Below are 15099 nucleotides of genomic sequence, written 5' to 3' on the forward strand. Positions count from 1 at the left end.
AGCCTTTATTGAGCAATAACATCATCTTTCGGGTCAATTTTCTCTGCCAGATTATGGTAATAATCAGTACTTCTTATATAACTTTCTTGATTAACTTTCGAACGATACTGGTCAACAAATGCATTAAAAATACGTTGAGCACTTAAATCAATAGGAATATCTAATACATCCAGTTGAGCTTTAAATGCGTTAACTTCTTTGAGCTCTTCAGATGCAGGAGGAATAACAATAGCAGTACTGCTCCATTTTTGAGGTAATAGTTTTACAACACCAACACTCACCACAATACAAACAACCGTAAATATAAGAATCAAAAATTTATGTTTTAACAAAATGGAAAACAAGGCCATTAAATCAATTTCATCGTTTTGCTGTATTTGAAATTGATGAGCAGAAGGTGACTTCTGCTCTATATTACCTTGTGGTGGCTGCTGCTTATTGCTCATATTAATTCCAAAAGACATAACATTTATTCAATCATTTATAATTTCAGATAAGTGATTATAGTCTATAATCAGCTTATTGATATATCGATAAACAAACTTTTCTGCATTAATTTACTGAATTGATTACTTTAGAACATCTTGAATTATTGAATTAATCATATGAATGCTATTCGGATTATCATTTAATGCCGGTATATAATTATATTTATTACCACCACTACTCATAAAAAACTCTTTATTTTGCTCGCTAATTTCTTCTAATGTTTCTAAGCAATCAACTGAAAAACCAGGACAAATGACCTGAACTGACTTTACGCCTTGCGCGGGTAATTCATGCATCGTTTTATCCATATATGGCATCAACCAAGGCTCACGTCCAAAGCGTGACTGATAGGTCAGCATGACTTTATCACTTGGGTAATTTAACGCTTCACGGAGCGCCTCTGCCGTTTTTTCACATTCCTGCTGGTAGATATCACCTGTATCACAATAACGCTGTGGAATACCGTGGAACGACAATATAAGCCTATCGGGTTCACCATGCAGAGCAAAGCTTTCTTCTATCGAAGCCACTAAAGCTTGAATATAAGCAGGGTGTGTCGCATAACTACGAATGAATTGCACGCTTGGAATGGTACGTCTACTTTCAAACGCTCTGGTTAATGCATCATAAACCGCAGCCGTTGTTGTGCAAGAATACTGTGGATACAGTGGAAGAACCACTAAATCGGTCACGCCTTGGTCTAGCAAGCTATCCACCGCACTTTTGATTGAAGGCGAACCATAGCTCATACCTATCTCTACGGCAATATTAGGCAATAGCTCAGCTAATTTTTGTTTTTGACGTAAAGAATAAACCAGTAATGGCGATCCCCCGTCTAACCAAATAGATTGGTATAACTTCGCTACTTTAGAAGAACGAAGAGGTAAAATCGCCCCATGTAAAATCGGCTTCCAAATCAAGCGGGGGACATCTATAACGCGTTTATCGCTAAGAAATTCGGCTAAATAGCGTTTCACTGCTGAGGTCGTTGGGGCATCAGGGGTTCCTAGGTTAGCTAACAAAATGCCGTATTTTTTTTCTGACATGAAACAACTCCTAATTGATAATTATTCCCAACTTTAGCACAGTTAATTAACGATTTTTGTCACCAAGTGGTATAAAAAACAAAGGCAGCGATCATCGCTGCCTCCATATAATACCTTATACTTAAAATAATTCGAATTGCAGTTACGATTACTGCAACACAAAGCATGGCAAGTACAAATATTAACCTAAAATTTTTGCTAGTTCTTCACTAACTTCTGCCACTTTACGAGTACCGTCTAATTTGAAGTACTTGGTATTACCTTGTTTAGCTTCATTTTGGTAGTACGCAATTAAAGGTGCAGTTAATGCATGATATTCAACCAGACGCTTACGCACGGTGTCTTCTTGGTCATCTTTACGGATGGTTAATTCTTCACCTGTTACATCGTCTTTGCCTTCAACCTTTGGTGGGTTGAAGTTGATGTGGTAAACACGGCCTGATGGCGCATGTACACGACGACCAATGATACGCTCAACAATGATATCGTCTGGTACATCAAATTCCAGTACGTTATCAACAGTGATACCCGCTTCTTTCATCGCGTCCGCTTGTGGGATTGTACGAGGGAACCCATCCAACAAGAAGCCATTGCGGCAGTCATCTTGTTTGATGCGCTCTTTAACTAATGCGATAACTAATTCATCAGTAACTAATTTACCGTTATCCATCAGCTCTTTAGCTTGTAAGCCGAGTTCGCTCCCTGATTTAACAGCTGCACGTAACATGTCACCTGTTGAAATTTGAGGGATCCCAAACTTTTCCATAATAAATTGAGCTTGAGTGCCCTTACCAGCGCCTGGAGCGCCAAGCAGAATGATACGCATTGCGTAAACCCCTTGCTATTTAGATTTTTATAATTTGAAAAGAAAACAAGCTACCATACCATTAGCATACGGCTTTACTCAAGAACACACGTAAACGATTTCGCATTTATCTTTTTTCGCAAAAGAAAAAAACCACGCTAAAGCACAAGCAAAAGCGCGGTTTATGCTCAATATCGAAAATATCAAATTAAATTACTTTAAAAGTAATTCATTGATTTTACGAATAAATAGGTTTGGATCTTCCAATGTACCACGTTCTGCTAATAATGCTTGATCCAACAATACATCTACCCAATCAGCAAACACAGATTCATCTGACACTTCTGCGGCTTTTTTCACCAATGGATGTGTTGGGTTCAATTCGAAGTTATATTTTACTTCTGGCGCGGCTTGCCCTGCTGCTGCAAACAGTTTTGCCATTTGTGTACTCATTTCATCCGCATCTGTCGTAACAATGGCAGGCGTATCCGTTAAGCGATGTGTGAGTTTAACTTCTTTAACACGCTCACCAAGGAATGATTTAACGCGTTCAACAAATGGCTCTAATTGTTTATCCGCTTCCTCTTGTTCCGCTTTGTTTTCATCCGCTAGCTTATCTAATGACTCGTCTGCTTTACTCACGGATTGGAACTGTTTACCGTCGAACTCAGACAGATAGTTCATCATCCATTCGTCAATACGGTCAGATAACAGTAGGACTTCAATACCTTTTTTACGGAATAGCTCAAGGTGTGGGCTGCCTTTCGCCGCCGCATAGCTATCTGCAGTGATATAATAGATTTTATCTTGGCCTTCAACCATGCGGCTTACATAATCTTCTAAAGAAACATTCTGTACGCTGCTATCGGTATGAGTTGTTGCAAAACGCAGAAGTTTAGCAATAGTTTCACTATTTGCCATATCTTCCGCAGGGCCTTCTTTCATCACCAAGCCAAATTGTTGCCAGAAGGTTTGGTATTTTTCTGTGTCAGATTTAGCCAGTTTCTCAAGCATTTGCAGAACACGTTTCGTTAATGCGCTGCGTAAACTACGAGTTAATGCGCTGTCTTGCAGTATTTCACGAGACACGTTCAGTGGTAAATCATTGGAATCCAACACACCACGAATAAAACGCAGGTAATTAGGCATAAACTGTTCTGCGTCATCCATAATAAATACGCGTTGAACATAGAGTTTCAAGCCGTGCTGTTGGTCACGATTCCATAGGTCAAATGGCGCTTTAGACGGCACATACAGCAAGCTCGTATACTCTTGCTTACCTTCTACACGGTTATGTGACCATGTTAGTGGGTCTGCGTAGTCATGGGAAATATGTTTATAGAATTCAGCGTATTCTTCGTCTGAAATTTCAGATTTGCTACGAGTCCACAATGCTTTCGCTTGGTTAATTTTTTCCCAAGTTACCGTACCGTCTTCTTCATTTTTTTCTTCGATTTCAACTGGTAAAGCAATATGGTCAGAATATTTGCTAATCACTGAACGTAAGCGCCAGTTATCCAGATATTCCTTTTCATCATCGCGCAAATGCAAAGTGATTTCGGTGCCGCGCTCCGCTTTTTCAATATCAGCGATGGTGTATTCACCTTCACCAGCAGATTCCCAGAACACACCTTCATCGGCAGGGGCACCAGCTGCGCGGCTACGTACAGTCACTTTATCAGCCACAATAAATGCAGAATAGAAGCCCACACCAAATTGACCAATCATTTGGCTATCTTTGACTTGGTCACTACCTAATGACTCTAAGAATGCTTTTGTGCCTGACTTCGCGATAGTGCCGAGGTTTTCAATCACCTCTTCGCGGCTCATACCGATACCGTTATCACTGATGGTCAATGTACCTTTTTCTTTATCGGCACTAATACGCACGCGCAGGTCACCATCGTTTTCATACAGTTCTGGTTTAGATAATGCACGAAAACGCAGTTTATCCGCCGCATCTGATGCGTTGGAGATCAATTCACGTAAGAAAATCTCTTTATTTGAATAAAGAGAGTGGATCATTAATTGGAGGAGTTGTTTAACTTCTGATTGGAAACCACGAGTTTCCTGTCCTTTCATACTCATTAATCGCCTCTATTTCATCAATCTAATTGGATAGGTTTGACTTATCGATGCAGATTAATTGGGGGCGAAAAAATAGAATTCAACCACTAACCACAAATTAGAAGCTAAATTAATATGAATGAAAGGAAATGACCGAAGACTACGATGCTTTTGCTTGAAGGATATTTTTGAATTAAGGGTTTTGCTTTGAGGGGTTTGCCTTTAAATTTTAAAAACAGCACCTCACCATCATCCTCTAAATAATTTGTGCCGTAGCTAGGCGTCGAATGCATTAATCCCTGGGAGCATACACAAGTATGTGACTAGGGTTGATGCATGAAGACAACAACGCTACGGCGCAAAGAATGACGAGGACTTTAGAGCCGTTGGCGCCCCGCCAACGAGTGAGAAAGTGTGGTTCCATCAACCATTTCCAACTCCCCCCCCACAGGCACCCCGTGTGCAATTCGGCTCGCAGCCACCCCATATTGCGCGCACATTTGGCCAATATAGTTTGCTGTCGCTTCACCTTCAACCGTTGGGTTGGTTGCTAAAATCACTTCATTGATAGTCTCTGATGCCAAACGCTCTTCTAGTCTATCAAGACCGATATCCATTGGGCCAATACCATCAAGTGGTGACAAATGCCCCATCAGCACAAAATAACGCCCGGAAAATTGCCCGGTTTGTTCTATTGCATAGATATCTGCTGGGCTTTCAACAATACAAATCAAACCATTTTGTTGGCGGCGAGGGTTATCGCAGATATTACAGACCTCTTGTTCTGTAAATGTTCTGCAATCACGGCAGTGACCTATTTCAGACATGGCACGAGTGAGCGATTGCGCTAAACGCATTCCCCCACTGCGGTCACGCTGTAAAAGATGAAAAGCCATTCGCTGCGCTGACTTGGGGCCAACCCCTGGGAGACAGCGCAGAGCTTCCATCAAAGATTCAAGAAGCGGACTTGTTTGCATTAGAATGGCATCTTAAAGCCTGGTGGTAATTGCATACCACTGGAAACACTTGCCATTTTTTCTTTCTGCGTTTCTTCGATACGACGAGCAGCATCATTAAATGCCGCAGCAATCAAGTCTTCTAACATTTCTTTGTCGTCTTCGAGTAAGCTAGGGTCAATTTCAACACGGCGGCAGTTGTGTGAGCCGTTAATCGTCACTTTAACTAAGCCAGCACCAGATTCGCCTGTAGCTTCTAGTTGAGCGATTTCTTCCTGAACTTTTTGCATTTTATCTTGCATTTGCTGGGCCTGTTTCATCAGGTTACCCAATCCACCTTTACCAAACATAGTTATCTCTCACAACTGAGGCTACAGCTTAACAATGAGACTGTAGCGTTAAACGGGGCGAATACTCTCTTCATCTAATTGCGCATCAAACATTGAGCGCAGTTTTTGAATCGTTTTATCCGCAATAATAGACTGGCGCGCTTGTGCCAGTTTTTCTTCATAAATCGCCTGTCGCCATTCTAGCGGGGTTTTCACCTCGCTATTATCATCATGAACGATTTTCAGTTCAACAGTACGACCATATAGTTCGCTCAGAGCTTCTTCCAATGCTTTATGTGCCGATGGTTTATCGAGGTGCTTCTGAGCCGAGCGCAAATGTAAAACAATTTGCGACTCACTTAATTCTTCTATATATGAATTCAAAGCTAATTGTTCAACCAGCTTGGGAATATTTAATTTTGCGATTTTCCCAGACCAGCTATCACGAATTCGCCCTTCCTCAATAATTTTAGCGGCTAATTCAGGCGTTTTTTCATATTCCAACGCCTCTTTGATTTCACTTGGCGTTGTTATTGCCTCTTTTGGTGCCATCGCCTCTTCATTTTGAGGCTTCCATTGGTACTGCTTTGGTTTTTGTGGTTTTGCTGCCTGAGCCGCTTTATTTACCACATTTTGTTGATGTTTGCTGGTCACGGCGGCCAGCCTTTCCAGTGCTGATGCCGCCGGCTTAGCCCTTTCAGGCATCACCGGTTTAGCCTTTTTTGGGCTAGGATCCTCACTTTGTGGAGATTGTAGCGCCTGCCTAGCCTTCAATAACTGTAACGTTGGGCTATTGTCTGGCAGATTTTCTGCTCGTGCTTGAACAGGAGGCACCCTTTGCACCATATTTGGTGCAGCAGGCGATGCCGATTGAACAGCCGCCTGCGTAATAACTTTTGGTGGAGCTTCAATTTCAGCAATCACATTTTTCGGATGAAAAGCTAATGCACGTAACAATGCCATTTCAACCCCCATACGCCGCTCAGGAGCATAAGGGAGTTCTTTTCTTCCAACTAATAACGTTTGGTAAAACAGTTGGAGATCTGCAGGAGAAATTACCCTTGCGACCTGCCGTAGCCGCCCTTCTGTCGATGATGGGTCTGTTTCTTGTTCAGCAGGAAGCAGTTGGATCATCGCGATACGGTGTAATTGCGACAAAACTTCCACCAGCAAGTTTTCCCAATCCGCACCGCGACTAGCAGCTTGCTCTACCTGTTCCATCACCGCCATGCTATCGGCACGTACTAACGCTTCAATAATCGCTAATGGCTGTTCATCATCAAGGGTTCCTAGCATTTGGCTAACTATATCAGCCGTTACTTTCCCTTGCCCCATCGCAATGGCTTGGTCAGTTAAGCTTAATGCATCACGTAAACTGCCATCCGCCGCTCTTGCAATAAGCTGGCGAGCTCGTTGGTCATGTTCAATATTTTCTGCATTCAGAATAAGTTCAAGCTGTTCACTGATTTGCGTGACATCTAATGCTTTTAGGTGGAATTGCAAACAGCGAGACAAAATGGTCACGGGGAGTTTTTGCGGGTCCGTCGTCGCCAACAAAAACTTCACATGTTCAGGCGGTTCTTCAAGGGTTTTTAATAACGCATTGAAACTATGACGAGACAACATGTGTACTTCGTCAATTAAATAAACTTTGAAGCGCCCACGTGCCGGCGCGTATTGGACGTTGTCTAATAATTCACGAGTATCTTCGACTTTGGTTCGGGAAGCCGCGTCAATTTCAATTAAGTCAACAAATCGCCCTTGTTCTATTTCAAGGCAGTTGGCACATTTACCACAAGGTGATGCAGTGATCCCTGTTTCGCAATTAAGGCCTTTGGCAAATAGGCGAGCAATCGTCGTTTTTCCTACACCACGTGTACCGGAGAAAAGATAGGCGTGATGAAGCCGCTGATGCGTTAGCCCATTAGCGAGTGCAGTCAAAACGTGCTGTTGGCCAACAACGTCTGAAAATTTTTGGGGGCGCCACTTACGGGCAAGTACCTGATAGCTCATGGATTCCACTGTCATTTAACATGGTACGTGAATATATATAATCATAGTACCATGCTACCACAGCCTCAACCTATACAGCGAGACTGTGATAAAAATAGAGGGAAAATAAAGATTAGTGGCCTGGGAATTCAACAAGGCTATAAGAAGAAACACCTTCTTTTTGCAGGCGCTCAACGCCGCCAAGGTCAGGTAAACAGATGATAAATGCGGCATCAACAACATTAGCACCTAGTTGTTTGATCATTTTAACTGTCGCTTCCACTGTACCACCTGTGGCAAGTAAGTCATCAACCACTAAGACATTATCTTCAGGGCTGATGCTATCTTTATGGATTTCAAGTGTATCCGTGCCATATTCAAGGTCGTAAGTCATGCTCAATACTTCACGTGGTAATTTCCCTTTTTTACGTACAGGGACAAAACCTACGCCTAAACGTAATGCAACTGGAGCGCCGAATAGAAAACCACGCGCTTCAGTTCCTACAATTTTAGTGACGCCTTTATTTTGATAATGTTCCACTAACATATCAATCGTTGCTTGGTATGCAGCAGGGTTATTTAATAAAGTCGTAATGTCACGAAAGATCACACCTTCGATTGGATAATCTTGGATAGATGCGATACTTTCTTTAATCAATTGCAGTTGTTGCTCTTTAGCGGTCATAATAAAAGCCATGTAGTAAACACGAAAGTGTAGAATCTATGTAAAGTACCATAAAAATGCAATAAGAAGCCGTCAATTTGGCATCAGTTTTGTTGCTGAATATCAATTTTCCGCTATTTTTCACATTTAATGAGAACAAAAAATGAAAATTCCCGCTCTTTTGGATGCGTTAAAAAAGCAAATTGATGAATTGAAAACACGAGTGGAGCCCATAAAAGACCTTGAGTTTTCACATTCACGTTTCGATATGCAATTGTTTAGCCGCAAATCAACCCGTTTAGGGGATTGCCAAAATGAATTACAGACCTTGTACCAGCAATTGTGCCATAGCGTAACGTTAAACCACACTGAGCAAGTTAATTTTCTTACTGAAAAAATCGTCCATCAAATGCAGGCAATTTCACGAGAGATCTCTACACAAGCTTTACGTGAAAAAGAATCAAATTTTACTAAGAAAAAGGAACAAGTTGATTTATATGAACGTTTATCACAACACCAAGACTATGAACGACGCTTGCAGGCCATGGTGAGTGAAAAAGAACTTCATTTAAGTGAGCTAACCGACCACCGTTTGCAGCACCAGTGCCAAAAAGAACTCGCTGTACTCGCAGGCCGTTTGTACCGTTGCCGCCAAGCACTTTTGCGTATTGAAAAAGCCATTGAACATCAAGAAAATCAATATTTTGATTAAATCTTAGAAGGAATCAGTATGAGTTCACTCAAGGATGCTCCACAAGAAATCCAACTTGCTGTTGATTTAATCTACTTATTAGAGACGTCTGAGATAGAAGCTGATGTGGTTCTCAAAGCACTTGAAATCGTGAAAAATGATTATATTGCAAAACAAGTGCAAGCAGCAAAAACTGCCTGCACCAAAGAAACTTAATGAGTTTAGTGCGTTTTATCATCACTATCTTTAGGTGTTCGCTTCACTTCTTGCACTTCATCACCTTTACTATTGTGTAAATGCACTTCTAACTGATTGAATGCAATATCAATATCATTTTCTCGACATAGTTTGTCTATCGCACGGTTCACTTCATCGCTGGTTACGCCACGGTCACCAATCTGCCGTACATAAAAACGTAATTCGTGATCTAACGTGCTTGCACCAAAACTGGTGAAATAGACATTAGGAGCAGGTTCAGTCATTACCTTGCTATTATTGGTTGCCGCAGACAATAAAACGCGTTTCACTTTATCAAGATCAGAGCCATATGCCACACCGATCGCTATGGTGATACGTGTGACGGTGTCCGATAGCGACCAGTTGATCAACCGTTCAGTCACAAAAGCCTTATTAGGAATGATCACTTCTTTGCGATCAAAATCAACGATGGTTGTCGCACGAATGCGAATTTTACTGACTGTTCCTGAATAGGTCCCAATAGTGACGGTGTCGCCAATACGGATCGGCCGTTCAAACAGTAAAATGATCCCTGAAACAAAGTTAGCAAAAATTTCTTGTAAACCAAACCCTAACCCGACGGTTAAAGCTGCTGCCAACCACTGCAATTTGTTCCATGTCACGCCAATCATACCTAATGAGGCGATCGCCCCAATCCCGACAATAATATAAGTTAATATTGTCGTGATCGCATAAGTAGAGCCCTGACGGAGTTTTAACCGTGATAATACCAACACTTCCAGTAGTCCAGGGAGGTTTCGCGTCATTACCCAAGACACAATGATAATCACAAGAGCTAAAATTAAATTCGCTAACGTCACGAATTGTAAGATATTTCCCCCTTCTGCCGATGTGGCGGTATAGCTCCATAAGTTCACGCTATCTAAGAAAGAGAAAATGGTTATAAAATCAGACCAAATCGTATAAAACGCCAAAGCGAAAATAATAAATAACACCATTGTTGTGAGACGCAATGATTGCTGGCTAATCAGCTCAATAGTCATTGGTGGCTCTTTAATTGGCTCGTTTTCAGTATCTTCTTGCTTCGACATCGCACGGCGTTCTATGGCACGTTGATATGCTAATTTACGAGCAACCAGTGTTAAGCCTCTCAAACACGCGCTATAAGTGATATACCATAGGAGTAATAGGTATAAACTGTCGATCCAACGGTTTGCCAAGCGCAATGTGGTGTAATAATACCCCGCCATCATTAAGCCCACTAAAATTAATGGCGAAAATGTCAACAATGTCACAACGATACTGCGCGTTAAGTGACTCCCTTTCTCTTGCCAAACTTGTTTGCAAAATGGAATAGTAAAGATGCACAGTAGAATAAGAGAAACCAGCACGATCAACTGGCCAATTACGTCCTCAGACACTTTCAGTGGGTTGCTAACGCCATAAGTAGAAAAGAAAATGAGTGGCAATAGAGGGATAGATAGCCTGATCATCCTGCGCCGAGTCTGGGATATTTTTTCTTTTTCGATACCAAAGTGTTTTTGTGCAATACCTTGTGGTTTTAATACTCGGAAAGTCAGCTCAAATAATGCCCAAAATATCGCCAATTGTTGGCAAAATTGCCAAAAGAATGGCCCTTGTACATTCCCTGTTTTCAAAAACCAATAGCCAAATGCCAGTAAAAACAGTGAAATAGGTAATGTTTGCATTAATGTTAACAACAGTGCCAACGGGGTACTTAATACACTGTCATTACGTAAGCTGGAAAGCCGTTGGTCAATATCCTGCAGTCGGTTACTAATTTTGCGATTAAACCAAATAAACAACAATGCAACTAAAACCAGTGGAACAACGACCAATAATGAAGCCGTCACTCCACGCTTAATACTACGATTCGATAAACTAAAATCAAAATTATGAATCTGTGCTGCCGCAGCTTCTGGAAAACCTTTAACCCATTCCAAATCCATCGGTTTATTACTATTCACCCAAAATATTTGCTGCGCCAAGGTATTTTCAAGAGACCCCACTACACTCAATAATTGGTTTTGATCAAGTTGCAAGTTGATTGCTTGGGAAATTTGCCCGCCAAGCTGCAGGTTGAGTTCATCTAATAACCCACGACGTACTTCCAATAGTTTCAATAACGTAGATTTATCCTCAGCGGATAATAATGCGCTATTTGCCAGCTCATCCCCTGTTTTTACCTCAAATTGCTGTTCCAACTTAGTAATATAATCATTAGGTTGATAAAGCTCATCACGCTGTTGGTTAATATCAAATTGCTCAAGCCGCAAATCAGCAATCGTTGTGGGTAAATTTTTAGTTAAAATGTCTGGCGGCAAGTCAATTTGTTGTTGAAATAAAATTCGTGAGAGCAATAAACTACCGCGTAATACATTAATTTGCTCTTTTAAATTTCGTTCGGACTGCGTCGCTCTTTCAAGCCATGTTTTAACTCGAATACCATTTTGCACCAGTTTATTGCTATTTTCGGTCACTGCGATTAAACGGTCACTGAGCGCATTATTAATCGCAATTTCTTTTTGAATAATGGGATTCTGTTGCGCTTCAATATCGGTTTCAGAAGTACTCAGCGCCTCGCGTACCGTTGATTGGGAGTCATTTAGTCGGCGATGGCTAATCGCATTTTGTACTTGCTGAATATGGTGTTCCAATTGCTCAATATATGCTGCGGTATAATCACGTTGTTTTTGCAGCACATCTTGTAATTGAGTGTTAGCCTGTAGAATACGTTTTTGATATTCATTTTGTTGCTGCAATAAATACTGTTCAACTTGCAGCATGGTAATTTGAGTAGGTCTTAAATTCACAGATTCATTCAATGAACTATTTAGCTCATTGCGAATTTCTTGTAAGCGCCTCGCATTTTCCAACATCATCGCTTGTGCCCTTTCAGGCTGTGTCTGTAAGCCAATTAATTGGCTACTATAGGTTGCAAGGTCATTTTGTTCTGTTTGCAGATTTTCTAAATAAGAGGCTTGTAATGCTTCTAGTTGTGAAAGAGAACTATCTTGTATTTTTCGTAGGAAATTTTCAGTGCGTTGCTCATTTTCATTTTTTATTTGCAACAAACCTTGTGCTGCTTGTTTCGATTCTTCACTCGCGCTATTCAGTTTTTTTTGCAGTTCGGCCGTTCGCTGTTCGAGTTTATCCAGCTCGTTATAAAAATCTGAGGTTTTTTCCAGATCAGCGAGAGCAAGTTTATCTTCCTCATTGAGTGAACTTTTTTTATTCAATGCGTTGAGCGCACTTTTTATTTCATTCTTATCAGGTAAGTTATTTGATGTTAATGCCGTAATTGAACTGGAAAAAGATATGATGAAAAAAAACAGTGTTATTGATACTAACTGCCGCCACTTCCATTGTTGTTTCATCATAATGGCATTCCTTTATACAAATAATAATATTGTTTAATTAAACCAAAGTGCCGATAGTCGCCTACCAACACTTACTTTCAACTAATTAAACACATTTTACGTAAAATGTTAGAAAGTTAATACTTTATCTGCCGTTAATGTCCAGCTTGCAAGCTCGACTAACGTGCCTACCTCAACACCATCAGCAAGGGTTAACTCACTTACACCTCGGGCATCTGTACAAGTTTTACATAATTTAACGGGGACATTTTGTGCCGTTAAAATCTCTAACATTTGTTGAAGATTATAGCCTTCTTTCGGCTTTTGAGCTGCCAAACCTGCGGTCACAGCATCTGACATCAGAAATATTTTTAAATCTAACTGCGGCTCTTGCTCTTTCAACGTTATCGCTAATCGCAATGAGTTAAACAATGTTTCACTGCCGTAAGGTGCGCCATTAGCAATAATCAAAATAGAGGTCATATTGTACTCCACTTATTCAGTTTGAATGGGTTTTAACCGGATTGCGGTATTACATTTTAGTGTTTCTAATAGTGTATCAACCAATGTAATTGTATGTTGATTAGTATTAAAATTTTCTGATTGGAGTAGCCAGTTTTCTAACAAACCAGACATTAATGAACGGATCATAATCGCAGCACATTCCACATCAAGATCAGCAGGAAGTTGACCTGCATCAATACAGGCAGTCAAGTTATCAACTATTCGACATTGACTTGCGACATAATTAGCGCGTTTAAAATCAACTAACTCTGCCATTTCGCCAACTAATTCACACTTCAAAAAGAAAATTTCCATCAAAGCGCGGTTTTTAGGCCTTTCAATAAAATCAGTCAAAATATAAACTAATAATTCTCTTAGTATTGAAAGTGGATCATTGGTATATTTAGAACGATAATATTCTTCAGCTTGTACTATTTGGTTATCACCAAATTCACAAGCTTGATAAAAAAGATCAACTTTGTTTTTGAAATGCCAATATATTGCACCTCGGGTAACCCCCGCTGCTTTTGCAATATCGGCTAATGATGTGGCAGAAACTCCTCGTTCAGAGAATGTTTTGATGGCAGCATCTAATATTTCCTGACGGGTTTCTTCAGCCTGTTGTTTAGTTTTTCGTGCCATTGTGACCCGTTTCTATCGAAAGCTGATTTACATACATTCGTGTATGTTTGTACTATAGCATAGTGATAAATCATATTGTTTACCATTTTTCTTATTTTTGTTTTGAACTCATATTGATTAATTGAGGTTAACTTATGCGAAAAAACAGAGGGGTGTTACCTCTGGCTCTGTTAGTTCTTTCAGGTGGCTTGGCTTTATCTGGTTGTAACGATGAACAACAAGGTGGCGGAGAACGCCCGGCGCCTGAAGTAGGAATTGTTACGCTTAAAGCCGAACCTCTGACTCTCAAAACCGAGTTACCAGGCCGTACATCCGCATTTCGTGTTGCCGAGGTTCGCCCTCAGGTTAGTGGCATCATATTGAAACGCAACTATAAAGAAGGTAGCGACGTAGAAGCAGGGACATCTTTATACCAAATTGACCCAGCACCATTCCAAGCAACCTATGACAGCGCAAAAGCGGAACTTGCAAAAGCACAAGCCAATGCGAATCTGGCTGCATTAACGGTGAAGCGTTATAAACCATTGTTAGGTACTAATTACATTAGTCGTCAGGAATACGACGAAGCAACCTCAACCTATGCACAAGCACTTGCTGCCGTCAAAGCGGCTGAAGCTGCGGTTGAAACGGCACGTATCAACCTGAATTATACCAAAGTAACTGCACCGATCAGCGGCCGTACCGGTAAATCGAATGTGACTGAAGGGGCTTTAGTATCTACAGGACAAGCCACTGAATTAATGCGTGTTCAGCAACTTGATCCTATCTATGTTGACGTAACACAATCGAGTGACGATTTTTTACGTCTCAAAAATGAGATAGCGAAAGGCGCTGTACAGCGAGAATCAGGGAAAGCACCTGTCAGTTTGATCAACAACAACGGTCAAGAATACGCACAAAAGGGTGTTCTGGAATTCTCTGATGTCACTGTTGATGAAACAACAGGGTCTATCACCATGAGAGCCATGTTCCCTAACCCGAACAAAGAGTTACTTCCAGGTATGTTTGTTCGTGCTGTATTAGAAGACGGTGTTATTGAAAAGGCGATTCTAGTTCCACAACAAGGCTTGACTCGTACGGCTCAAGGAACTTCTCAAGTCATGGTTGTTGGCGCAGAGAATAAAGTTGAAGTCAGAAAAGTTAAAGCAGGACAAGCAGTTGGCAACAAATGGCTGGTAACTGAAGGTCTACAAGCAGGTGATCGTGTCATTGTCATCGGCTTACAAAAAATCAAACCAGGAATTGTTGTGAATCCTAAGGAAGCAAACTTAGAAACGCAATCCATAGACAATCAGGCAAAACCTGAAGAAAAGTCTAAATAAGGGAGCGGCTGATT

14 protein-coding genes are annotated in these 15099 nt (G+C 41.0%); 3 read left to right on the plus strand and 11 right to left on the minus strand.

The window, feature by feature from the left end:
• Nucleotides 1-5: 5 nt before the first annotated feature.
• The 8 genes from M1F25_RS16540 to apt all read right to left on the minus strand — a co-directional run bounded on the left by M1F25_RS16540 (nucleotide 6) and on the right by apt (nucleotide 8369).
• Nucleotides 6-446 (minus strand): Wzz/FepE/Etk N-terminal domain-containing protein, encoded by a 441-nt coding sequence (locus tag M1F25_RS16540; protein ID WP_232368694.1) that lies wholly within the window; start codon nucleotides 444-446, stop codon nucleotides 6-8.
• Between the two features lie 123 nt (nucleotides 447-569).
• Nucleotides 570-1535 carry a ferrochelatase gene (gene hemH, locus M1F25_RS16545; protein ID WP_112307161.1) on the minus strand — a complete coding sequence of 322 codons (966 nt, stop codon included), beginning with the start codon at nucleotides 1533-1535 and terminating at the stop codon, nucleotides 570-572.
• A gap of 181 nt (nucleotides 1536-1716) precedes the next feature.
• Complete coding sequence (gene adk / locus M1F25_RS16550) at nucleotides 1717-2361, minus strand: adenylate kinase (RefSeq protein WP_004260386.1); 645 nt, start codon at nucleotides 2359-2361, stop codon at nucleotides 1717-1719.
• Between the two features lie 192 nt (nucleotides 2362-2553).
• Nucleotides 2554-4422 (minus strand): molecular chaperone HtpG, encoded by a 1869-nt coding sequence (gene htpG / locus M1F25_RS16555; RefSeq protein ID WP_164456286.1) that lies wholly within the window; start codon nucleotides 4420-4422, stop codon nucleotides 2554-2556.
• 362 nt (nucleotides 4423-4784) lie between these two features.
• A complete protein-coding gene (gene recR, locus M1F25_RS16560) occupies nucleotides 4785-5384 on the minus strand; it encodes a recombination mediator RecR (protein ID WP_004260396.1) in 600 nt (199 codons plus the stop codon).
• Nucleotides 5384-5713: a YbaB/EbfC family nucleoid-associated protein gene (locus M1F25_RS16565; RefSeq protein ID WP_004260403.1), complete on the minus strand. Its 330-nt coding sequence runs from the start codon at nucleotides 5711-5713 to the stop codon at nucleotides 5384-5386. Before M1F25_RS16565 ends, recR begins: the two co-directional genes overlap by 1 nt.
• Before the next feature lie 48 nt (nucleotides 5714-5761).
• Nucleotides 5762-7705, minus strand: a complete 1944-nt coding sequence (gene dnaX / locus M1F25_RS16570) for a DNA polymerase III subunit gamma/tau (protein ID WP_096863266.1) — start codon at nucleotides 7703-7705, stop codon at nucleotides 5762-5764.
• 112 nt (nucleotides 7706-7817) lie between these two features.
• Nucleotides 7818-8369 carry an adenine phosphoribosyltransferase gene (gene apt, locus M1F25_RS16575; RefSeq protein ID WP_036958374.1) on the minus strand — a complete coding sequence of 184 codons (552 nt, stop codon included), beginning with the start codon at nucleotides 8367-8369 and terminating at the stop codon, nucleotides 7818-7820.
• Nucleotides 8370-8511: 142 nt separating this feature from the next.
• On the opposite strand from apt, the gene priC reads away from it, so the two are divergent.
• Nucleotides 8512-9060 carry a primosomal replication protein PriC gene (priC, locus tag M1F25_RS16580; RefSeq protein WP_110592248.1) on the plus strand — a complete coding sequence of 183 codons (549 nt, stop codon included), beginning with the start codon at nucleotides 8512-8514 and terminating at the stop codon, nucleotides 9058-9060.
• 18 nt (nucleotides 9061-9078) lie between these two features.
• Nucleotides 9079-9255 (plus strand): DUF2496 domain-containing protein, encoded by a 177-nt coding sequence (locus M1F25_RS16585; RefSeq protein WP_004260415.1) that lies wholly within the window; start codon nucleotides 9079-9081, stop codon nucleotides 9253-9255.
• Nucleotides 9256-9260: 5 nt separating this feature from the next.
• Here the strand turns inward: M1F25_RS16585 and mscK are convergent, their stop codons facing one another.
• The 3 genes from mscK to acrR form a co-directional block, all read right to left on the minus strand.
• Nucleotides 9261-12638 (minus strand): mechanosensitive channel MscK, encoded by a 3378-nt coding sequence (gene mscK / locus M1F25_RS16590; RefSeq protein ID WP_181488479.1) that lies wholly within the window; start codon nucleotides 12636-12638, stop codon nucleotides 9261-9263.
• A 108-nt stretch (nucleotides 12639-12746) separates the two neighbouring features.
• The gene (locus M1F25_RS16595; RefSeq protein ID WP_004913652.1) at nucleotides 12747-13100 is read right to left on the minus strand and encodes a DsrE/DsrF/TusD sulfur relay family protein; all 354 of its coding nucleotides are present in this window, start codon (nucleotides 13098-13100) and stop codon (nucleotides 12747-12749) included.
• 12 nt (nucleotides 13101-13112) lie between these two features.
• On the minus strand, nucleotides 13113-13763 hold the full coding sequence (gene acrR, locus M1F25_RS16600) for a multidrug efflux transporter transcriptional repressor AcrR (protein WP_112307164.1): 651 nt from the start codon (nucleotides 13761-13763) through the stop codon (nucleotides 13113-13115).
• Nucleotides 13764-13897: 134 nt separating this feature from the next.
• Here acrR and M1F25_RS16605 point away from each other — a divergent pair, with 134 nt between their 5' ends.
• Nucleotides 13898-15085 (plus strand): efflux RND transporter periplasmic adaptor subunit, encoded by a 1188-nt coding sequence (locus M1F25_RS16605; RefSeq protein ID WP_004260432.1) that lies wholly within the window; start codon nucleotides 13898-13900, stop codon nucleotides 15083-15085.
• Nucleotides 15086-15099 lie beyond the last annotated feature (14 nt).

It is taken from the genome of Providencia sp. PROV109 (assembly GCF_033681625.1).
In the GTDB taxonomy this organism is placed as follows: Bacteria; Pseudomonadota; Gammaproteobacteria; order Enterobacterales; family Enterobacteriaceae; genus Providencia; species Providencia hangzhouensis.